Genomic DNA, 20,822 nt, shown 5'->3' on the forward strand with positions numbered 1-20,822 from the left:
GAAAGCTGATGACACTGACCACCTACCAATGGGATCCTGTCACCGATCAGCTTCTTTCGGAAGATGACGGAACGACTCGGACTGACTACACGCACGAGCCCAATCTCTACGGTGATCTGCTCTCACAAACCGACGGCGCCAACACGCGCTTCTACCACTTCGATGCACGCGGAGACACCAAACAGCTCACCGACGAAACGAGAACAGTCACGGATTCGTGGACATATGACGCTTGGGGAAACATCCTGAGCCGAACCGGGACCACACCAACGCCGTTTCTGTCACAAGGCGACAGAGGAGACAAGAGTGCCCTTCGATTCATGTACATTATCCCCATTCTGGGGCACGCCACAGTTCTCCATTGCAGCTCTCGTGGCTGGACTTTCGTTGATGGTTGGATGCGAACGCCACAAAGCTGGTTCCGGGGATTCGAACGAGCCTCAACAACTCGCGTGGGACTCACTTTCAACCGCGATCGACGAATTCCAAAAGGAAAACGAAACTATCGTTAGGCAAGTAAAGTCACTGCATGGGCGCGTGAACGTTGGTGGCACCCCAGAATCGCGATTCTGGCTACTAATTGAATTCGATGAAACGTCAAAGATTCTTGATCAAGATGTTGGGGCGATGGAGTTTCCCGTCGGCACCAAATTGTTCTTGAGAACCCCAACAATCTCCGATGCTGGAGTTCAACAGCTTACTGGTAGTGATCGGATTCGGTACTTGAATCTGGACGGTACAGCCATAACAGACTCCAGTCTTGCGGCTATTGGAACCATCTCTTCATTGGAGGGCCTGTCCCTCTGCCGAACTGCGGCCTCCGACGAGGGGATTGCACAGCTGAACCGCTTACAACACCTCGACATTTTGCGATTGGATGACTGTCAGATTTCTGACAAGGGCCTCGAAGCAATAAAAAACATGAAGTCAATTCGCGACCTGCGCCTCGCAAATACTCTTATTTCGGATTTCGGAGTTCAGGTGTTAGACCATTTTCCTGATCTTGAATGCCTATCATTGGCTGGCACGAATGTGACGGATGCATCTATCAAACACTTGGGGCGATGCAGGCACTTAATACAACTCGAGCTCGCACGGACCACAATAACGAATGCCGGAATCAAGAAACTGCAGTTGATACTTCCTATGTGCGACGTCCGAACTACATCGGAACAAGCAGAATACTGAATCCATCATTTAACACACAACGCACACTTCACATTTGAATTCTCCCAACATGCTCAGCGTTCAGGTCTTGCCCGCGTCTCACGAGGTGGGATGCCTGAATTCTTTGGTCCAGTGTTAATGAGAGTCAGGGTTGTAGGGACGTGGATTGCTGGAACGGAGGCTGAGGCACAGCCGAAGCCGGAGTGGAAGCAATGCACGTCCGCGCGAATTCTGCTGGCGTTTGATAACCCAGCGAACTATGGGGACGGTAGTCGTTGTAACTCACTCGCCAGGCAGTCCCCAATGCCTGAGCAGAGTGCACATCATCAAACACTTCGCAGCCAAGAAACTCATCCCGGAACCGGCTGTTGAAACTCTCTGCGTAACCGTTCTCCCACGGACTGCCCGGGGAAATATACAACGGGCCGACACCCGATCGATCAAGCCACCTGCGAAGCCCGGCGGCAATGAACTCAGGGCCGTTGTCAGACCGAATGTGCTCGGGAATTCCGTGAGCCATGAATAAACCGCGGAGCACATCCACGACATCTTCGTGCCGAATACGGCGAGCGACCTTCAACGCCAGACACTCACGTGTGTATTCGTCGATGATTGCCAGCCACTTCAATGAGGATCCACGGCTCGTACTGTCAAATACGAAGTCCCAGGCCCAGACATGGTTGCGCCGGCTCACTCGATGCCGAACGCAACCCTGACTGCTGTTACCCAAACGACGCTTTTTCCTCGGCTTTTGAGGGACTTTCAGTCCCTCTCGACGCCAAAGGCGATACGCTCGATCAAAACCCACTCGATGCCCTTCACGCTGAAGCAACCTGGCGATCCGACGATAACCAAACCGAGGATGCTCTCGAACAAGCTCCAGCATCCGTGCCACAACAACCGGCTCATCATCTGCTGGCTTCGCTTCGTACCGCTGAGAACTTCGGTGCTGTTCCGTCAGGCAGCACGCCCGACGTTCACTCACGCTGAATTCTCTCTGCAGATGCTTCACTGCCTCACGTTTGCGCGAAGGGCTCACCAGTTTCCCGACGCCAGTTCCTTCAGCATCGCTTTGTCCAGTTCCGCCTCGGCCAGCAACTTCTTCAGTCGTGCGTTCTCCACCTCAAGATCCTTCAGCCGCTTCGCTTCCTCTGACTTCATGCCTCCGTATTTGCTCTTCCAGCGATAGTACGTCTGCTCGCTGACCTCCAGAACCTGCACGACTTCAGCCACCGTCTTGCCTGCACTCAACATGGTCTCAGCATCACGAAGCTTCTTGACGATCTGCTCCGCTGAATGATGTTTACGCTTGCTTGTCATCGAATCTCCTTGCTCTCTTTCGGCAATGAGACTCTCATTTCTACCGGACCATTTCAACCAAGGCACACCAGTGGGTGAAGTGTCGAAACAGGGGCTGCGTGGGTGAAATGTCGAAACTGCTTGACATTGTGTGTGAAATGTCGAATCGGTAGGTCGTATGACTGACACCGCCATCGCCACACGTTCACCACTGCTGCCGGATCGTTATTCCTGTCCGGCGCATCACCCAATTGAAACAGGGCAGTATGACGATGTCACCTAGCCGTCTTTGTTTGACGCGTATTCGACACACTCTTCTCGTCCTTGCGAGCTGCTGTTTGTTGGTGCCTTCGTTTGTTCTTGCGGGTGATGTGCAATTCAGCTTGAGGTTCCTGGCAAGCTACCACGTGCATAATGGTAGTCACGTAGCAGCAACCGGTGAATATTTCGCCGTGGCGGTGGATCCTCATGCTGGAGGTGGCATTCAATTCGTTTGCGGCACAGGTCGTAATACTTATCTTCCAACCGGATTGGGATGGATCAACCAGATGGTGCCCTACTCAGATGGTCGAAAGCTAATGATCGCAGGCAATGGATTAGCAGATCTCGACCTCTCCGCTCACACTGCATCGTTGCCTTGCGTTTTCTTAGCGAGAACGGTTCTGATCGCCCAAGGCTATCGTCATTCTCTTGTGTGTCGATTAGCCCCGATGGAGATCAGTTCATTGCAGCGGTTGACGGCGGGATTATCAGCGGCAACTTGGGGAACCGCGGAACTCTGCCAACATATTATGAACGTGGTCATGATTATGCCAACCTTAGTTTCTTTTCGGACGGCCAATCGTTCATTGCTGGTACAAATAACGGGACCATCGAGGTTTGGCATTCCCTGCCGGATTTCAAGTTTGAAGTCGTTCGAAAAGGGTACAGACGGAATGACGATGAGGATTTGGATCCTCGTGAAGCTTTGCTTCTCCGTCGTATGAACGTTTCATCGTCGAATATTAGCCTTCTCATGTTGCGAAAGTTCCCTCAACGGGCAGCTCGCCTGATGGATGTTCGGCCAGACGTTCGATTTGCGATGGATCCTGTTGGGAAGTATCAGCTTGAGGTCTGGGAGATCGATTCTGACTCACGCGGTAATCCGTTGTGTACGATACCGCTCATGGACTTCGGGTATAACAAATTGTTGCAGGTGGATCTATCCAATGATTCGGAGGCCAATTGGCTCCTGCTTGCGTCACAGTACTCGTTGGTATTCTTTGATGAAGACGTTTTGTGTAGAGAGGAGGACACTTTGGCGGACTCTTTCCGAGTCGACCTTGACACGCTTGATGAGTTGGACTCCACCGTCCCATTGATAGATGTTGCGTTTGGAAAACGCGGGGAAATCGCTCTCCTACAGGGGAATGGATTGGTTTCTGTCTGGAAAGTCGAATGCGAATGAACGTCAAGGCAGGCACCACGTTCCCGTCCAGACAAGAAACTGAACTGACCCGTAACCTGTTCGACAATCAGGTGTTACTAAGAGAAGCCGAAGTCGATTTCCGCTGAAAGACGAGGACGAATCCCGAGTTCACTCTCGGCATTGGCCGCGTTTTACAAAGTGCGCCTGCCTTGATCTCAAAGATTTGGTTTTGGGGGCGGAGGCGCCGGAGGCGGCATCCGCTGGATGGAATGGTTGCCTCAAGAGCCAGTTTTTCCCAGACGGCATTCCAGTTTTTATGATGTTGTGAGCTCGTAAGGCGGTAATTGATAGGGGCCGAATTGTCGTACAACGCAGATAACAGCCATATGTTCCGGGAGGAAAGCTAATGACACTGACCGCCTATCAATGGGATCCCGTCACCGATCAGCGATTGGGGCAGGACCGCCCGAGGAAGTGTGATGACCTTGAGCATGGAACACCGGGCCTATCCGCAGTTTATTCAGGACCTCTGGCTCTCGTTGCCATCTTGCCGTGGGCAACTGGAGCCGTCCAAAGTGGATTGACGAGGGCAGATGTGCTTGACAAAGGTCGAGGCGACTGAGCAGGTTTGGTTTCGAAATTGTCTTCGAATCTCAGGTCCCGGATGCGGTCCCGCTCGTCAGCGAACCACGAAAACGTTAGCCTTTCGGGTGGTGCGTTTGCAGTAAACCTATCGCCAGATTTGTTGGTTGGAAAGCATGTTGTCCCTAAACGTTTTTCGAACTGTCATTCTACCTTTGATCGGATTCGCGATTGCCTCTTTCTGGTCGGTTCCCGGCTGGGCACAGTCGGATGACGTCGCTGGAAATGAAGCTTCACTGCGGGCCGATGCGGTGAAGACTTTCAAGGAGAAAGTCGGCCCGTTTGTTAAAACGTATTGCACCAGCTGTCATGGCTCTCGCCCCGAGGCCGGCATCAACCTGGATTCGGCACTGAAGAGTCCGGGGGCGACGTCTTCAGCACTGCATTGGAAGAAGGCGGTTGCAAATGTCAAAGTGCATGACATGCCTCCGGACCATGCAGAAAAAATTCCGACGGAAGAGGAACGCAAACAGTTTATCGAGTGGATTGGGCAGCTGAAATACATGGCACCGCGGGATCCTGGTCCGTTTGTCCTTAGACGTCTGAGCAAAGTCGAGTATGGCAACACGCTGCATGACCTGTATGGCGTCGATCCATCGATTGTGGACAGACTGCCGGACGAAGTCGCTGGAGAAGGGTACCTGAATTCAATCTCACCGTTACAGTCAGAGTTATTCCTGGAGATTGCAAACAGCGTCATCGACACCGTTATTTCTGTAGCAGACTCAACACCGAGCGAAGTGCAGAAACGATTGTTTGGGGAGACACCATCCAGCAGTGACGAATTCCGAGAGGCGGCACGTCAGGTCGCACGATCGCTGGCCCGTGATGCCTATCGTCGGCCAGCCACCGAAGAGGAACTGGATGTTCTGGTGGAGATCTTTGATCTGGCCCGTGAAAACAACCTGGATTACACAGCGTCACTGAGCCTGATGTGGAAGGCCGTTCTTGTCTCTCCGCAGTTTCTTTTCATCACTCCCTCTGGTCCGGTTGACTCACCCGATTCTGTGGTGCCATTGGACGATCATCAGCTCGCTTCGCGCCTTTCTTATTTGTTGTGGTCTGCGCCGCCGGATGCCACATTGTCTGCACTGGCAGATCAGGGACGCCTTCACGATCCCGAAGTGCTGCGAGGTGAAGCGGACCGACTCCTGGAGCATCCGCGAGCGCGTGCGGTGTTTGATGGCTTCGGTGTACAGTGGCTCGGTATCGGGGGACTTCGGAGTCAAACGTTTGACCAGGACGTCTTCCCTGAAATGACATCCGAACTTCGCCAGGCGATGATGGAAGAAGCACGTTTGTTTTTCGAAAGTATCGTTCGCGAAAACCAAAGCATGCTGCGGTTTGTGGACAGCGATTACACCTACCTCAATCAGCCGCTGGCCAGAATCTACGGGGTCGATCACGTGCAAGGGGCGGTCATGCAGCGCGTCAGGCTGGAAAACTCCAGCCGAGGCGGCATTCTTGGGATGCCTGCGACGCTCGCAAGTACCTCGTTTCCGAATCGGACGAGCCCGGTTCGCCGTGGCGTCTGGGTTCTTGAGCAGGTTTTGGGGGAACGTGTGCCGCCTCCACCGCCGAATGTCCCCAAACTGGAAGAACAGGTCCAGAAAAGCAGAGAGGGTCTGACACTGCGTGAGCTCACGAACCTGCACCAGTCAGAACCGACGTGTGCCAACTGCCATCGAGTTCTCGATCCCATCGGTTTCGGATTGGAGAATTTTGATGCTATTGGGCGATGGCGGGAGACGGATGAGCTGGGCGTTACGATTGACTCCGGAGGTCAACTTCCAACCGGGGAAGATTTTACGAACCCGGCAGAATTGAAGATTCTGCTTGCCAGGCGCAAGGCTGACATTGCGCGAAACCTGACCGAACGATTTATGGGCTTCGCTCTGGGCCGACAACTGGAAGGCTACGATGAACTCGTGATCGATCAATTGATGACCAAACTTGCCGAAGATGATTATCGAATGCGGTCGATGATTACCGAGGTGATCACCAGCTACCTGTTTACACACCGCAGAGTCAAATAATCTCTCACCTGTTGACCAGCGTTCGGGAGGCCAGCGCTCGGGTGGCCCACACCCTGCTGGCCATACGAAAACTGAAGTCGACAATTGTTCCTGTACGGCAAACCGGAAGTGTGATGTACAATGGCATTGCAGATTCTCAGTGTTCGCCAGGCACACCAAAACGTTCAAGGCTGCTTCCTATGAATCACAGATTCCATTTCAATCGTCGTGCGTTGCTGAAGGGAGCGGGCGTAGCGCTCGCTCTGCCGTTCATGGATTCTCTGAGCCGGGCGGCTGGTGACAAAAATTCCAAACCACCGGTGCGACTTGGGTTCATGTACATGCCCCACGGCGTCATCATGGACGACTTCTGGCCTGCCAGTCCGGAGACGTTTCTTGAATCTCCTCCGCCAGCGATTGAGTCGCTGCGTCCCGTTCTGAATCAGTGCCTGATGATGAAGGGGATCTCCGGTGTGCCGATTTCGCCATTCAACGGGGCGCCTCATGCGCTGGAGTTATCGACGTGGCTCACTGCGACACTTCCCGACGCGGACACGCGTGGCCGGGTTAACATCGCGATTTCTGCTGATCAGATAATGGCGAATTACGTCGGTGCTCAAACACTGCTGCCGTCGCTGGAACTCGCCACGATGCCACAGACATGGAAAGAGAATCAGGAAGGTCTGCACGAAGCTTACTATTCCCACTGCAGTTACTATTCCCCTACCCAGCCGGTCCCCGCTGAGATCGATCCGCGGAATGTTCTGAACAGATTGTTTGGCAGAAAAGATGATGCAGGGCCTGTTGTACGAACAAATCCACTCGACAGGCAAATGCTGGATCGAGTCATCGGCGGCGCGCGGGACTTGCGGAAAAACCTGGCAAGGACGGATCAGTTGAAACTGGACGAGTACCTGGACAGTGTGCGGGCCGTTGAACGGCGAATCGCTGCGATCGAGCAGCGTCAGAAGGAAGCGACGCAGGAGTCCGAGGGTCTTCGGACCACCAGTCGCAGTTCGGGCGACTCGTCGCCCATCGAGATCCGAATCCCGGAGGGCGACAAACGCAGCGAGTACATGCAGGTGATGTGCGACCTGACCGTCCTGGCATTCCAGACCGACACCACACGGGTCAGCACCTATATCGGCTCCACACCGAATGGTGTGTCGTACCCTGAACTCGGCTTCAAGGATCAGCACCATTCGCAAACGCACCATGAAGGTCGAGAAGAGATGGTGCGGAAGGTGGCGGCGATCACGAAGTTTAATGTCGACCAGTTCGCGTATATGGTGAACAAGATGGCCGGCCTGCGCGAAGGCGATGGCACACTGCTCGACAACTGCATCATGATGTGGGGCTCAGGTCTTGAAGACGGCAACAAGCACAGCCGAGAGAACCTGCCCTTTATCATCGCCGGTAAGGGGGGCGGCTCGATCAATACCGGACGCTTCTTGCCGGATACTCGCGGCAATCAGGGAGATCTGCTGACAACGTTACTCTCCTGTGCTGGCGTTCCTTTGGATCGCCCCATCGGAATCGCGACGACGGAAATCACCGAAATGAAAGCATGAGCCTGCATTTGTGGGACAGGTCGCTGCAAACCAGAACACCCTGGCGGCTTCATCGGTCTCGTGTGCGTTTTCTCACCGGGATGCGGAATCTCGTTTCGTGGGGAGCGTCTTCGCTGTTCAAGGATTGTTTCTTAACTCTGCCGGTGAGAAATGGCCACGAATGCTGGCGGATCGCACCGGATTCACAGCCGTGCTGAACACGTTCGGGCGTAACATAGTGTATCACCGCACGGTCACGTGATCGTGCCAGGTGAGGGCTGAAGGACGGCGAATGGAAATCGACGCGGCCCGGCTTTCTTCCCCGGTGCATCTGTTGTCGAAACTGTTTCACATGGAGTTCGAACAACAGCTGCGTTCAAGTCCCCCTCTCCCCGGAATCGGGGGAGAGGGACAGGGTGAGGTGGACTGTGCCGATCCTGGACTTTCCATCCGCCGCCGACTTGCGCCGCGAGTTCGTGTGCGATGTCGAATCGGTCGGCGATGCCGTGGCGACGCTCAAGTATCTCAGACGCTGCGTCTTTCGAACGGCCATCACCAACGACCGCATCGAATCGATGAGCAATGGGAAAATTCCGTTTCGTAATTGCCAACCGCAGGCGAGTCGTCTGCAAAATGACGGCAACTTGGCGCAGAAGGCTCTTGATAGCTCACCCGCTTCCCACGCCAATCGCCCGCCGGGGCTCCCGGCATGCACAAAGTGCGGCACTATGGAATTCTGAGCAAAGCCCGAACGTCGCTCCGGGCTCCATGAACAATAGATGAGAACTCGGCTCCGCGAGTTTCTAATTCACTGGGATTATCGAGTGTCTTCCTTTTCAGCTTGCGCGTTAGATGACGACATTACGAACGACCCGATGGTCGCAAGGCTTCCGTGAATGGTCAATGCGATGCCCGCACCGATGAATCCAGCCCAGTTGACTGAAGTAAATCCACCCATCACAAAACCGATCAACATCAATACGATACCCAGAAGTAAAGTTGCAGCAGATACGTTTCGGTAATTCAACATTGATCGTGTCCTCGTAGTCTTCACGATTACTCGTGTCTCCTTGGTGATGGTTTACGCTTGCCGGTCTTTATTGAGTCAGCTTAACAGCGATTTGAGATTTGGTTCGGCGACGACTGGCTTCCTAACTGATAAGCAGCCGTCTCGTGTTTGCCAGCGAACGAATTGCGATCTATGCGACGGCAGGTTGCTGGCGTATCGACCGAGCGTTGAACTTTGCCGCCTTGCGAATACTTGCGGCTCGGTTGTTTGCTTGCGGGATTCATCACGGTGAGGAATCCGCTGCGGAGCAGTCTACCGATGGAGCGAGGGGTTGTCACCCTGGGATTGGCGATTGGATGGTGGTCGGGTTCCGTGGCATGTTGGCATTGATTCGGGTACGACGGTTATTCGAGCAACAAATGGGGCGGCATCTCCGGGGTAGCGACGAGATCGGTTTCTGTGTCGAAACGATCTGAACATCAACGTGTGCTGTCAGAGACGCTGTCATCCATCGGGCTCCCACGTTCGATACGATGCTGGTCTCGCATTGCTGCGAAAGATATCTCGTTGCCTGTATAGCCCGTTCGTCGAATTGCGGGCTGGCTGAAGCCTGTGAATATTGCGCAAACGGAGGCGGGGCTGACTGCGATTCGTTGTAGAGTGAATCACCGTGCGCTATTTGGCGATCAAACCCGAGCAGACGGAGCAACGGCAAAGCTGGGTCGGCAAATCACAACTCGCCATCGCGGACCACCCGGAAGCAACAAAAACGGTTCCTGACACCTTTTGTATTTTCCTTTTGTATTTTCTGACCATTCTCAGTACGCTCATTCGTACAGATCAAGTGTGGATTGATCAGCGTGCCAGTGAAGCCACCTGAACAAAAGAATCCATGATCAACTCGCCCAAAAACGTCGAGGCACCGAACCACTGACTATCCCTCGCAAAGTTGCGTCCCCGCAGAGCATTGCTCCGTTTCGTCAGATAACAACAGCCTACCGCCGGTCGGGCTGTGATTCAATGAAACACCGACCAAAAACAAGCCTTCTGTCCCCTACATCGAACACCGAACCCATGCCTAAAAAAATCCAATACGCCCTCACGAACCAACAACAATCAACGCAAGAAAAATCACGCTCAAAGATCTTTCTTCAACCTCAGTCTTGACAAACCCAAAGACCGTCGCTGACACCTTTTGTGTTCTCCGGAATCAACAAAAACGGTTCCTGACACCTTTTGTGTTCTCTGACACCTTTTGTGTTCTCAGTAGGGACTGATCATGAAACGATTCGGCACCTTTTTCGCTCAAATTCCAACAGGTGGTGCTTTGTGTTTTCTCGTCTGAATGGTCAAGCAATGTCATCCATTTTCTGATGAATTCCGGGAGCAACACTGTGTGCCACTCCGACGACGAATCCGGAAAACGTCACAGCGATTGCAAGTCGAGCGGCACCGTGAAACACCAATCTAATGATGCCAACTGCCCGTTGTGCTCCCAATCAATCTCACTGTCGTCATATACTGGCAGCGGGTCCAGGTAGTTCCAGATGATCAACGTGCCTACAATAATGAGTGGAAACATCACCCACATTGCAGTTCTCTTTAAATGGTCGATCATGCGAGGCGGCTCGCGCCAATCTCCTGTCAACTCGATCGGAGTGAACGCGAATCGATCCGGATCGGGCAATCCTTGCAACGGTTGCAAATCCAATTTTGCACTCCCTTACAGCGAACGAATTGCGATCTACGCGATGGCAGGATGCTGGCGTATCGATCGAGCATTGAACTTTGCCGCTTTGCGAATACTTGCGGCTCGGTTGTTTGCTCGCGGGATTTATCGCGGTAATGCATCCGATGCTGGGCAGTTTACTGATGGGGCAAGGGTTTGTCGCCCTGGGATTGGCGATTGGACGGTGGTCGGGTTTCGTGGCATGTTGGCATTGATTCGGGTACGACGGTTATTCGAGCAACAAATGGGGCGGCATCTCCGGGGTAGCGACGAGATCGGTTTCTGTGTCGAAACGATCTGAACATCAACGTGTGCTGTCAGAGACGGATGCCTTGAGACCTCAGATTCTTCTGGCATCTTGTTTTCGCATCGTGGCGACTCTGCGTGCCCCTCTCCGGTCCCTCGCTGACGCTGCGGGTTTCCTGCTGGGCCGTCTGGCTGAGAATACCGCTCTGGCTTAGGGATGGCCCGGTGCTTTGAAAGATCTGGTTCGGGATAAACGCGAAGACGCAAAGACGGCGGAAGCAATTCTTCGGAAACCCGATGGCTCTTCTGTCGCAGGTGTCCCCGGAGGTCAACAAGCGTTCTGTGCCCCGTGGTTTCGCGTGCTTCTATCCTGTCTGCTGCAGCTTTACGCTCTCTTTCCCTCTCTGTGAGCAAGCGACTCCTGACGTCTCTTGAACTCCTCAAGCCTGCGTTCCGCAGCGCGGCTGTTCGGAGAAAGCCGAAAACACGCCTTCTGACCAGCCACATCAACCATCAGCACGGCGAAGCTTTTTGAGGTTCCCAGCTCCAGGACGCAGCTAGGCCGAGGGACAGAGATCTGCTCGAGCGATCCAAATGGAAGCACGCGAGAATGTGGGCGACAGATGATCAGGCAATCGTCCTGGAAGCGATACTTATAAGGAGGACTCACTCCAGCACTTCCCGATATTGCAATACCGTCGTAACTGCTGTCGTCGGGTTTGTTAACCTGGACGCTGGAGTAAGACCGGGACAGAAGATACCAGTCCTTACTTGCCCATCGGCCTGCGAGCCAATGAATGAGGACGAGAACAGACAAAAATGCTGCGGCAACAAAATGCCCCATACTTTGCTACCCGTTCAAAGATTCCAGATTAACGGATGGGGCAAGACATGCTCATCGACGAGTTCTGTCGACCACCAACCCGTGGAGAAATGAAAACCCTGTGCATGTCATGTAAACCGTGGACTCTTACTGTGACTTCTCATCCCCTGATTTGTCTTCGCCTCCGCTGCGAGCGTTCTTTTGGGCCGCGCGTTTCTTCCTGCCGGAGGCACCGTTTCCATTGCCACGTCCATCCGGGGCACCAGGCAGGTTTGGAGCGTCGGTTTCCGGCAACAGTTTTCTCAGTTGCTGTTTCGTCAAGCTATGCGCGGCAACGTCAGCCAGATTGATGTATTCAAACGGGTCTGCCTGTTCGTCGTAGAGCTCTTCATCACCATTCGCATAGCGAATGTATCTCCAGCGCTCGGTGCGGACTGTGTGATTCTGAAAGCCATGCGTTGTCAAAGCAGGATGGTCCCATTGCGTCCCGGGATCATGCAGCAGCGGTGAGATATCGCGACCCTCAATATGATCGGGGATCTTCAGTCCGGTCAATGAGCACAGCGTTGGATAAATGCACGAAAAGTCCACCGTGCGGCCGCAGACACCGCCGGCTTTCGTGACACCGGGCACTTTCCAGGTGAATACTGTTCGAGTGGGTTCTTCCCATAAAGCGAATTTGCGCCAGTGAGATTTTTCTCCGAGACTCCAGCCGTGATCGCTCCACAGAACCACAATCGTATTTTCACGGTGAGGGGATTCTGCAAGACCATCCAGAAGGCGCCCCACCTGCGAATCGCAAAACGCGATCGTGGCCAGGTAAGCCTGAACAGCTTCTTTCCATCGACCGGATGCGATGATCTGCGCGTGGTCACCGTCAGCACCAGCCATCCTGATGCCGGCCGCAGGTACATCATCGAGATCATCTGTGCGATGCGGCGGCAGCTGGATGGAATCCAGCGGGAACATGTCGAACCATTTCCGGGGAACACTAAACGGCATATGAGGCTTGACGAGTCCAATTGCGAGGAAAAAAGGCTTGTCGCTTTCTTCTTCAAGTTTTCGCAGCCCGTAGCTCACGACACTGTAATCGGGCATCTCCTCATCCGAATTTGCCAGCGGATAGAATTTGATACCGCCGACTCCGTTGTTCACCGCATCAGGATGGATGCGTGTCTTTCCCGTACCAGCAAAGTAATCATTCCAGATTCCACCAGGCTTGTAACTGCCGTGATAAATCTTCCCTGCACCGTAGACACGGTATCCGGCATTGGCAAAGTGCGTATTCAACAGCTTGTCTTCACTGATCCCGGGGCGCCAGTTCTGGCTGTTCAAATAACAACCTGTTGAACTGGGGCGCAGTCCGGACATCAGTGAAGCACGAGAAGGATTACACGCGGGTGCGGTACAGTAGGCATGAGCGAATGTGACGCCTTCCCGGGCAAGGCGATCGATATTGGGCGTTCGGGTTTGAGGATGCCTGCCCAGATGCCCCACCCAGTGATTCAGGTCGTCGATAGCAATAAACAAGACGTTTGGCGGCGACGGTGCAGCATTCGCGGGTCCCTGTGCGGTCATCAGCAGGATCGAGAGACATGCCAACCAGCGAGAAAGCATCTGAGGACTCCTGGAGCGAAACAACGAAGTAACAAGCCACAGCAAATTTGGCATGAGTATACGAAGCCTTCGCCGGATGAACAGGTGGCCGCAGAAGGTCGACGATCGCACGAAGCGTGCAGCAAATCGGCGGCACCAAAGTCAAGCGCACGCCCCGGTAAACTTAAATTCTAAACATTTATAAAATATCCGGCGGGTTTCACTTCTGTTCAGAATCACTTTTGTGAAGAATCTGGATTCCTTTCCTGAAGTGCTCCCATTTGATGTTATCGAGGGGGGCCCGTAGTTCTTCCTATCCGGCTATATTCTGAAGGAGTGTTTATTATGAAAGTCGCATCTTTGCGCCGGCAGGGTTTTACCCTGATCGAGCTTTTGGTCGTAATTGCGATCATAGCAATCCTGATCGCCCTGCTTCTTCCGGCCGTCCAGCAGGCCCGCGAGGCGGCTCGCCGCACACAGTGCAAGAACAATCTGAAGCAAATTGGCCTGGCAATTCACAACTACCACGACACGCACAACGTGTTCCCGCCGGGCACAGTTCCCCGCCGGGGAACGGCCAATAATGGTCGTGTGATTGCCAATTACGAATCGTACGGCTGGGCTGCTTTAATTCTGCCGCAAATGGAGCAAAGCAACATTACGAATCAGTTGAAGATTTCAACCGTGACGCTCAATGAAGCGCTCATCGCGGCCAATGCGGCCGGGAATCTTGACTTGATGTTCCCTGCTTTGAACGTCTACCAGTGCCCCAGCGATACGACCGGACCGAATTTGAAGACCGGCATGCGTCGCACGCACTTCAACGGACTTTCAGGTATTGGAAACGGATGGCGTCCGCCGACTCTGAATTACCCCGGGTCGACAGGCGATCCCTCCGGTGACCTTCGTGCTCCACGTCAGCTGAATCATCGTGCACCACTTGGAGTCTTCTACAACGGAAGCCGAGTCAAGATGCGAGACATCACTGATGGGACATCCAATACATTTATGGTCGGAGAACGTGAAGAACGATGTGGAGCCGGATCCTGGCTCGGTGGACGTAACCCGGATGGAAACGGCACCCACGGCAACGACTACCATCTGGCGCGTGTTCGTCAGCCCCTGAATGACCCCGTGAATACAGGGGATGACCGCTGTACGGACGGTTTCAGCAGTAAGCATGTCGGCGGAGCCCAGTTCCTGTTCTGCGACGGTTCTGTTCACTTCATCAGCGAAAACATTGACTTCAATCTCGCAGGTGCTCCCGAACGAAATGACCAGGGAATCGACTGGCCAGCAGATGTTACGAACGCCGGCGCCGTGGGCATCTACCAGAAGCTGGGGATGAAATCAGACGGTCAGGTCATTGGTGAATTCTGAAACTGAATTCGTCATCAACAAATGAGCACCCGGCTTCTTTCAGTCGGGTGCTTCCGTCTTCCATTTCGCGAAAAGCGAATCCGTTTGAAAACCAGCGAAAGTTGAATCGGAGCGAAACCTCAATGTACCGAATTGCCTGCGTGCTTCTGGCTGTTGGATTCACTGTCGGATGCGGCCGAAGCGATCTCCCTGAGCTGGGCACTGTGACAGGAGTGGTCACAGCGTCCGGAGCCCCGGTCGCCAACGCAATTGTCAACTTCACTCCCACAGGACCAGGTCGTCCCTCCACCGGCGAAACCGACGCTCAGGGAAAGTTCAAGATGATCTACCTTCAGGGTATTGATGGAGCCATCGTTGGTGAACACACGGTGACCGTCGAACGGGTTACAACCGAAGCAATGGATGATCTTCCGGATGACCCATCCGAAATGACTGCGGAGCAGAAAGCAGCAGCAGAGGCAATCAAACCATTACCACCGGCTGCTTCCGATGGTTCAGTGAAGGTGGAAGTGAAAGCGGGCACGAATGAGCTGAACATCACCCTCTAATTTCACTGCGTCAGATGCTTTCTCAACCGCGCACTATCTCCTGACACACTTTTGAACCTGCGGTTGATTCAGGCCCCCTGCCCTTCACAAGAACAGCAACACGCTCAGCTGACTGTCACATTTGACAGTCAGCTTTTTTGTTGGGCTTCGACATGGTTTGCAGCGGGGAATTTCTTCAGAATCCCAACGCAGTCAAGCGACTCAACAGCAGTATCAATTCCCAGGCGAGCTACCTCGATGCCCGATGTAAATCAACTCAATGACCAATTTTCGATCCCCGGTCTTCGGTTTGAAACCAATCCCCAGGGCATGGTCAGGGCGACCATCCAGACACCTGCTGCTGAGGCGGAGTTATATCTTCAAGGGGCGCATGTCACCCGGTGGAAACCGGCAGGGCATCGTGAAGTACTCTGGCTGAGCAGATCTTCATGGTTTGAATCGGGGAAACCAATTCGGGGCGGTATTCCGATTTGCTTTCCCTGGTTCGGCCCGCACCCTGTTGATCCCCAGCAGCCAGCTCATGGCACCGCTCGAATCTCAAACTGGAATATCGCGCAGGCTGAGGAAACCGCTGAACACGGCGTCAAGCTATGGCTCACCGCCCAAATAGAAACGTTTCAAATGACCTACACTGTCGACTTCGGAAACGAGCTGAAACTCGGCCTGCAGATTCGCAACTCGCAGGCCAGTACGTACGAGCTCCCGATCGAAGAGGCGCTTCATACGTACTTCTCCGTCAGCGACATTCGGCAAGTCAGCATCGAAGGGCTTCAGCAGGCTGCGTACATTGATAAGATGGACAACGGCTTATTAAAGGCGCCGGCCCATACGGCCATACGATTTGATCGGGAAACGGACCGTATCTACGTCAACACAGAGGCCGCCTGCACTCTGCACGATCCGAACCTTCAGCGCGAGATTGTTGTGGGTAAGCGGGGATCGTTATCCACCGTCGTCTGGAACCCCTGGATCGCAAAGGCCGCGCGAATGCCGGACTTTCGTGATGATGAATGGCAGGGAATGGTGTGCATAGAATCGGCCAATGTCGCGACAAACGCATTGACGCTGGCACCGGGCGAATCCCATAGCCTGCAGGTGGATATTTCAGTGAATGCAATGACAAATGCATCCGTCTGAACATACCCGCAAAAAAACGCCCGGCATGTATCCCCACGCCGGGCGTCGTCAGCAACTGAAATTCAAAGACTGCACATGCTTTGACTGCACATGCTGCGTGCTACGACAGACCAGTGAGTGCTCCGTCCTTGCAGAAGTCCGGATTTCCAAAACTTTCCACAGGGAACCCCATTCCTTCTGAGATACTCATCAAAAGGCGGTTGTGCGGCACTTTTCCGAACTTCATCGACCTTCCCATCTTGTATCCGAGCCCTTCGCCGACCATCACAAACGGAATATTGTCCCGCGTGTGTGAGTTTCCTTTTCCAAGCTCATTCGTCCAGATAATTGTCGTGTTGTCGAGCAACGATCCCTGCCCACCTGGCTCGGGAGTTTCGGCCAGTCGTTTTGCAAGATAGGCCACCTGTTCACAGTACCAGGTATTGATCTTGATCAGCTTTTCGTACGCTTCTTCGTTGCTGTCAGGCTCATGCGAAAGACCATGATGACCTTCATCGATTCCCAGCCACTTCATGCGTGGCTGACCAACACTGTTGGTGATCTGGAATGTCGCAACCCGGGCAAAGTCAGATGCAAAGCTGTTGACAAGAAGATCCATTTGCATGCGGCTGATTTGCGGAATGTTGTCATTCTCTTCATCAACGTTGGGTGGAAGTTCCGGCACCGCATGTCCGGGAGAATCCTGCCCTTTCCTGGACAACTCTGACTGCAATTCCTTTTCAACCTCCCGAACCATCGTCAAATGATCTTCCAGCAAGCGTCGGTCTTCCGATCCGATCATCTGCTGAACTTTGCGAAAATCGTCCGAAAGATCATCGAGCACACTGGCGAGCAATTCCCGATTTCGTGTTTGACCATAAAGCTTGTCGAACATCTGGTACGGATTGTCGATCGGCGCGACAGGCTGATTCGGACCAGCGTAGGACCAGCGTGTCCAGGTATCCGCTCGATCCGGTACCATCACGCCAAATTCCAGTGATCCGAAGCGGGTCTGCGTTGCAGCATTGGCCTGCAATTGATTTTTGATGTGTTGGTCGACGGAGATGCCCATCGACCAGCCAGCCGGAGTGTCAGACCCGCCCTGCACGTCGCCCGGGAACAGCTCAATCCCCGTCAGCAGGCAGCCGATTCCACGCATGTGGCCGTCACCATCCCCCTTGATTCTGTTGCAGATTCCATGCAGGGTCAGCATTCTGTTCCGGAAGTCGGCCAGCGGTTCAAGAATGCGTTTGAGCGTGAAGTCCGGGCCTTCTTCGTCCGGCCAGAAATGGTCCGGAATCACACCGTTGGGACTGAAAATAAACACAACGCGTTTCTTGCGCGACGCTTGCTGTTCTGCAGCCCAACCCAACCCGGGAATACCCATCAGGAAATTGGCAGCGGCCGCGCTAATGCCGGTCTTGATCAGGAAATCACGTCGAGACAAATAGGGATTCATGGTCGGCGAGCTTTCGGGAGGAAATGGAGGAAGGATTCAACGAGTCAGCAGGCGATCACCTGGAGGATTCTGGAGGGCCGCAAAATTGGTTTCTGACGTATTCAGGGAACTGGAACCGGCAGGATCGGAATTGGCGAAGGTCGTGTGGGTACTGAGTCCTTCTGGACCTGCCCTTCTCGAATACTGGCCTTCTCGATCAGTGCCCTTCTCGAATACTGCCATGCTCAATTTCTGCAGTCCCTTTCACGTTCAATTCGATGATTTCGGGATCGGTTCTGTGGCTGCTGTGACGGCAATCTCCACAAGCAGTTCTCGAATATTATAACCGCTTTGTCGAAACTTTTCAGTGAGTTTTTCCAGAGTCTCCGGACCATACGCTGCAGGAGGTTGTTTAACAAAGTGCTGAAATGCCCGGTTGACGAACGCCCTGTGGGTATCATCTGCGCTGGCGAGGTACTGCCCCAGGTCGTGTGGGCCGGAGAAACTTTGCGGAACATCCTGTCGATCCGTGTAGAAACCGCTCGAATCCACAGGCTTGCTACGTTCTTTTTCCCGATATCGACCGACCGCGTCGAAGTTTTCCAGAGTAAATCCGAGCCCGTTGATCTTTGAATGACACATTTGGCACGTGTCGGGGCTGGTCTGAAGGGCAACCCGCTCCCGAGTTGTTAAATCCGGGTGTAAATCCGGACTCAATGGCGAAAACGCGTCAGCCGGAGGCCGCAGAGTTCGGCCCAGCATATACCGAATCAGAAAGACGCCACGATGAATGGGAGAAGAGGTGTCGTGGTAGGCCAGCCCGCTCATCAGAAATGGATGATTGATTAATCCAATCCGTGCAATCGGATCGCTGGAAGTCTTCCTCAACCGCGGACCCTCGACATCTGCAGGTTTCCATCCATCGCCGTAGAATTCCGCCATTCGGTCTGTCGTATAACTCCAGTCAGCCAGAAACATCTGGCGGAGATCGCCGGAACCATTCCAAACGATGTCATCCAGAAATGCATTCAGAGACGCGCGAAGATCTGCAACCATCTGTTCGTCGTATCCCGGAAACAGCTCATGATCCTTACTTATGTCATGCATCTGAGAAAGATTCAGCCATGCATACAACATTTCCCGTGTCTTACCACGCGTGCGGTAATCCTGCACCATACGACTGGCAGCCGACCGAATGGCGTCAGCAGTGCCCAGCTTGTCCTCCGCAGCCAGCTTCAATAACCACGGATCCGCAGGTACCGAATCGAATAGTGTCAGCGAAAGACGAGTTGCTGCACGGCGAGATACAGCTTGTGTATGATCTGCCGTAGGGTAAAGAAAACGGGGCGACTTCAGAGCAAGCAGGCAAACACGTTTGATGGCTTCGGCATCGTCCTCTGTCGCATCAACCTGTTGATCAACGTAGAGCGTTCGCAGTTGTTCATCCAGTGGACTTCGAAACGCTGTCTCAACCAGCTCGCTGAGGAATCCTTTCAACCGGGCTCGGTTTTCATCCGGGACATCCTTCTTTCTTCGCGCGTACCCTGGCCACAATTCATCAACTGCAATCTGTGAAAACTCGATTGCGGCGGCCGTCGTTGAATCATCCCATTCACGACTAACGGCAATCCCACGTTCGTAACCGTAGCTGCGGTCGTCCGGTGGCAGAGTTGTCTGAATTGAAAATGTCGCATTGGAAGCGGACGGAATCAGATTCCGAGACGGTACAATTTCCTCAACACCGTGAGGAGGAATCCAGCTCAGTGATATCCGTGCAGGCGGCAATTCTGTCTTGCGCTCGCGCTGGATAAAATCGATTTTGAACGGATATACGCGACCCGCAGTCAGGATCAACGATTCACGAAACTCTGTCTTATCGCCTGATTGAACATGATTATCGATGAATCTCCGGCCCAGCTTGCCAAAGTCCATGACGAATGAACAGGTACTGCGAACAACGATTTCATACCGTCCAGTGACATCCGCTCGCAGGCCACCTTCCCAGTAAATGTAGAACGACTTGGCTTCAATTCCTTCCCCAGGGCTCTCGTGACCAAAGTCAAAATCAATCGTCGGATCTGTGCGTTCGATTTTCTTGTTTTCGTTCTTCCAGCGAGGACCGTTGAAGTAGATGGCTTTCACACCAGACTTGTCTGCAACCGCTGGTACGCCACCAAAGTGTGCATACAAATCAGCCAGACTTTGCCGGAGCTGATTCGCCGTTAATCGGGCGAAAGCAATACGGGGTGGCCGGTTTCGGATCTGTGCTGCCTCACTGTAGAACGAATAGTGGATGTACTCCGAAACAGCACGCGCATCTTCCCCCACGCATTGATCAGCCTCGCCATCCGGCATGGTGTCATGAACGAGTTTTGTTAACTCCCCGATGGTCATGTCACCCGCAAGCTTGTCATGAAACTTGCCGTATTCATCTTTGACACCTTCGCCGGCGGCCCCGTGACAAACAGCGCACTTGTCCTTGTAGATCAAAGCACCACGTTCAAGAAGATCAGACTGTTCTGACCGAGCGACGAGTGCTCCCGATTTTTCATCCGCACAAACTTCAGAAGGCAGCCCTGTCACCAACACGGCGTTCAATAGAATCACCAGCCGGGAAAGAACCACGGATTGATTCTGGGTTTTCATGATTCGATTCCATTGCAGCAGGAAAGTGGCTTGCCACTGAGTTTCATTCGTTCCATCAGACCTGCGCCAACAAATCCAACAGAACATGAGGTAACAGGCCAACCCCTGAATCCGGGGAGGGAAGGAATTGAGAGTTTGGTGGGGGAATTTCAGGTGGGATCTTCAGCCGATTTCGCGAAATCGCAGGATTTCAGGATGGGCTATAGTTTT

Annotated in this window: 18 protein-coding genes; 11 read left to right on the top strand and 7 right to left on the bottom strand. The window is 53.5% G+C overall.

The window, feature by feature from the left end; translation table 11 throughout:
* Nucleotides 1–8: 8 nt before the first annotated feature.
* On the top strand, nucleotides 9–512 hold the full coding sequence (locus R3C20_25270; GenBank protein ID MEZ6043821.1) for a hypothetical protein: 504 nt from the start codon (nucleotides 9–11) through the stop codon (nucleotides 510–512).
* Nucleotides 513–1,312: 800 nt separating this feature from the next.
* On the opposite strand, the gene R3C20_25275 is transcribed toward R3C20_25270, so the two are convergent.
* A protein-coding gene (locus R3C20_25275; protein MEZ6043822.1) for an IS3 family transposase occupies nucleotides 1,313–2,487 on the bottom strand; the annotation gives its coding sequence in 2 pieces (ribosomal slippage) (nucleotides 1,313–2,217 and nucleotides 2,217–2,487; 1,176 coding nt in all).
* A gap of 245 nt (nucleotides 2,488–2,732) precedes the next feature.
* Between R3C20_25275 and R3C20_25280 the strand changes: the two genes are divergently transcribed.
* The 6 genes from R3C20_25280 (at nucleotide 2,733) to R3C20_25305 (ending at nucleotide 8,821) form a co-directional block, all read left to right on the top strand.
* Complete coding sequence (locus tag R3C20_25280) at nucleotides 2,733–3,452, top strand: hypothetical protein (protein MEZ6043823.1); 720 nt, start codon at nucleotides 2,733–2,735, stop codon at nucleotides 3,450–3,452.
* Between the two features lie 29 nt (nucleotides 3,453–3,481).
* On the top strand, nucleotides 3,482–3,913 hold the full coding sequence (locus R3C20_25285) for a hypothetical protein (protein MEZ6043824.1): 432 nt from the start codon (nucleotides 3,482–3,484) through the stop codon (nucleotides 3,911–3,913).
* Nucleotides 3,914–4,280: 367 nt separating this feature from the next.
* A complete protein-coding gene (locus tag R3C20_25290; protein MEZ6043825.1) occupies nucleotides 4,281–4,496 on the top strand; it encodes a hypothetical protein in 216 nt (71 codons plus the stop codon).
* A 136-nt stretch (nucleotides 4,497–4,632) separates the two neighbouring features.
* On the top strand, nucleotides 4,633–6,552 hold the full coding sequence (locus R3C20_25295; GenBank protein ID MEZ6043826.1) for a DUF1592 domain-containing protein: 1,920 nt from the start codon (nucleotides 4,633–4,635) through the stop codon (nucleotides 6,550–6,552).
* A gap of 179 nt (nucleotides 6,553–6,731) precedes the next feature.
* Nucleotides 6,732–8,102, top strand: a complete 1,371-nt coding sequence (locus tag R3C20_25300; protein ID MEZ6043827.1) for a DUF1552 domain-containing protein — start codon at nucleotides 6,732–6,734, stop codon at nucleotides 8,100–8,102.
* Nucleotides 8,103–8,509: 407 nt separating this feature from the next.
* On the top strand, nucleotides 8,510–8,821 hold the full coding sequence (locus tag R3C20_25305; GenBank protein ID MEZ6043828.1) for a transposase: 312 nt from the start codon (nucleotides 8,510–8,512) through the stop codon (nucleotides 8,819–8,821).
* 77 nt (nucleotides 8,822–8,898) lie between these two features.
* Here the strand turns inward: R3C20_25305 and R3C20_25310 are convergent, their stop codons facing one another.
* Complete coding sequence (locus R3C20_25310) at nucleotides 8,899–9,111, bottom strand: hypothetical protein (GenBank protein MEZ6043829.1); 213 nt, start codon at nucleotides 9,109–9,111, stop codon at nucleotides 8,899–8,901.
* A gap of 649 nt (nucleotides 9,112–9,760) precedes the next feature.
* On the opposite strand from R3C20_25310, the gene R3C20_25315 reads away from it, so the two are divergent.
* Entirely contained in the window at nucleotides 9,761–9,970 is a 210-nt protein-coding gene (locus tag R3C20_25315; GenBank protein ID MEZ6043830.1) for a hypothetical protein, read from the top strand.
* A 546-nt stretch (nucleotides 9,971–10,516) separates the two neighbouring features.
* Here the strand turns inward: R3C20_25315 and R3C20_25320 are convergent.
* The 3 genes from R3C20_25320 to R3C20_25330 form a co-directional block, all read right to left on the bottom strand.
* Nucleotides 10,517–10,801 carry a hypothetical protein gene (locus R3C20_25320; protein ID MEZ6043831.1) on the bottom strand — a complete coding sequence of 95 codons (285 nt, stop codon included), beginning with the start codon at nucleotides 10,799–10,801 and terminating at the stop codon, nucleotides 10,517–10,519.
* Between the two features lie 649 nt (nucleotides 10,802–11,450).
* Nucleotides 11,451–11,909: a hypothetical protein gene (locus tag R3C20_25325; protein ID MEZ6043832.1), complete on the bottom strand. Its 459-nt coding sequence runs from the start codon at nucleotides 11,907–11,909 to the stop codon at nucleotides 11,451–11,453.
* Nucleotides 11,910–12,035: 126 nt separating this feature from the next.
* A complete protein-coding gene (locus R3C20_25330; protein MEZ6043833.1) occupies nucleotides 12,036–13,505 on the bottom strand; it encodes a sulfatase in 1,470 nt (489 codons plus the stop codon).
* A 324-nt stretch (nucleotides 13,506–13,829) separates the two neighbouring features.
* Here R3C20_25330 and R3C20_25335 point away from each other — a divergent pair, with 324 nt between their 5' ends.
* From R3C20_25335 to R3C20_25345, 3 genes are all read left to right on the top strand, one after another.
* Nucleotides 13,830–14,864, top strand: a complete 1,035-nt coding sequence (locus tag R3C20_25335; protein ID MEZ6043834.1) for a DUF1559 domain-containing protein — start codon at nucleotides 13,830–13,832, stop codon at nucleotides 14,862–14,864.
* 122 nt (nucleotides 14,865–14,986) lie between these two features.
* Nucleotides 14,987–15,412, top strand: a complete 426-nt coding sequence (locus R3C20_25340; protein MEZ6043835.1) for a carboxypeptidase-like regulatory domain-containing protein — start codon at nucleotides 14,987–14,989, stop codon at nucleotides 15,410–15,412.
* Between the two features lie 237 nt (nucleotides 15,413–15,649).
* Nucleotides 15,650–16,549, top strand: a complete 900-nt coding sequence (locus R3C20_25345; protein ID MEZ6043836.1) for a D-hexose-6-phosphate mutarotase — start codon at nucleotides 15,650–15,652, stop codon at nucleotides 16,547–16,549.
* 100 nt (nucleotides 16,550–16,649) lie between these two features.
* Here the strand turns inward: R3C20_25345 and R3C20_25350 are convergent, their stop codons facing one another.
* On the bottom strand, nucleotides 16,650–17,987 hold the full coding sequence (locus R3C20_25350; GenBank protein ID MEZ6043837.1) for a DUF1552 domain-containing protein: 1,338 nt from the start codon (nucleotides 17,985–17,987) through the stop codon (nucleotides 16,650–16,652).
* Nucleotides 17,988–18,236: 249 nt separating this feature from the next.
* Entirely contained in the window at nucleotides 18,237–20,612 is a 2,376-nt protein-coding gene (locus tag R3C20_25355) for a DUF1588 domain-containing protein (GenBank protein ID MEZ6043838.1), read from the bottom strand.
* Between the last annotated feature and the right edge of the window lie 210 nt (nucleotides 20,613–20,822).

Source organism: Planctomycetaceae bacterium, assembly GCA_041398825.1.
Classification (GTDB): domain Bacteria; phylum Planctomycetota; class Planctomycetia; order Planctomycetales; family Planctomycetaceae; genus F1-80-MAGs062.

Excerpts from the sequence above, each read along its gene's own strand:
- R3C20_25270 (MEZ6043821.1), top strand. The coding sequence starts at position 9 with ATGACACTGACCACCTACCAATGGGATCCTGTCACCGATCAGCTTCTT.
- R3C20_25280 (MEZ6043823.1), top strand. The coding sequence starts at position 2,733 with ATGACGATGTCACCTAGCCGTCTTTGTTTGACGCGTATTCGACACACT.
- R3C20_25285 (MEZ6043824.1), top strand. The coding sequence starts at position 3,482 with ATGTTGCGAAAGTTCCCTCAACGGGCAGCTCGCCTGATGGATGTTCGG.
- R3C20_25290 (MEZ6043825.1), top strand. The coding sequence starts at position 4,281 with ATGACACTGACCGCCTATCAATGGGATCCCGTCACCGATCAGCGATTG.
- R3C20_25295 (MEZ6043826.1), top strand. The coding sequence starts at position 4,633 with ATGTTGTCCCTAAACGTTTTTCGAACTGTCATTCTACCTTTGATCGGA.
- R3C20_25300 (MEZ6043827.1), top strand. The coding sequence starts at position 6,732 with ATGAATCACAGATTCCATTTCAATCGTCGTGCGTTGCTGAAGGGAGCG.
- R3C20_25310 (MEZ6043829.1), bottom strand. The coding sequence starts at position 9,111 with ATGTTGAATTACCGAAACGTATCTGCTGCAACTTTACTTCTGGGTATC.
- R3C20_25325 (MEZ6043832.1), bottom strand. The coding sequence starts at position 11,909 with ATGGGGCATTTTGTTGCCGCAGCATTTTTGTCTGTTCTCGTCCTCATT.
- R3C20_25330 (MEZ6043833.1), bottom strand. The coding sequence starts at position 13,505 with ATGCTTTCTCGCTGGTTGGCATGTCTCTCGATCCTGCTGATGACCGCA.
- R3C20_25335 (MEZ6043834.1), top strand. The coding sequence starts at position 13,830 with ATGAAAGTCGCATCTTTGCGCCGGCAGGGTTTTACCCTGATCGAGCTT.
- R3C20_25340 (MEZ6043835.1), top strand. The coding sequence starts at position 14,987 with ATGTACCGAATTGCCTGCGTGCTTCTGGCTGTTGGATTCACTGTCGGA.
- R3C20_25345 (MEZ6043836.1), top strand. The coding sequence starts at position 15,650 with ATGCCCGATGTAAATCAACTCAATGACCAATTTTCGATCCCCGGTCTT.
- R3C20_25350 (MEZ6043837.1), bottom strand. The coding sequence starts at position 17,987 with ATGAATCCCTATTTGTCTCGACGTGATTTCCTGATCAAGACCGGCATT.
- R3C20_25355 (MEZ6043838.1), bottom strand. The coding sequence starts at position 20,612 with ATGAAAACCCAGAATCAATCCGTGGTTCTTTCCCGGCTGGTGATTCTA.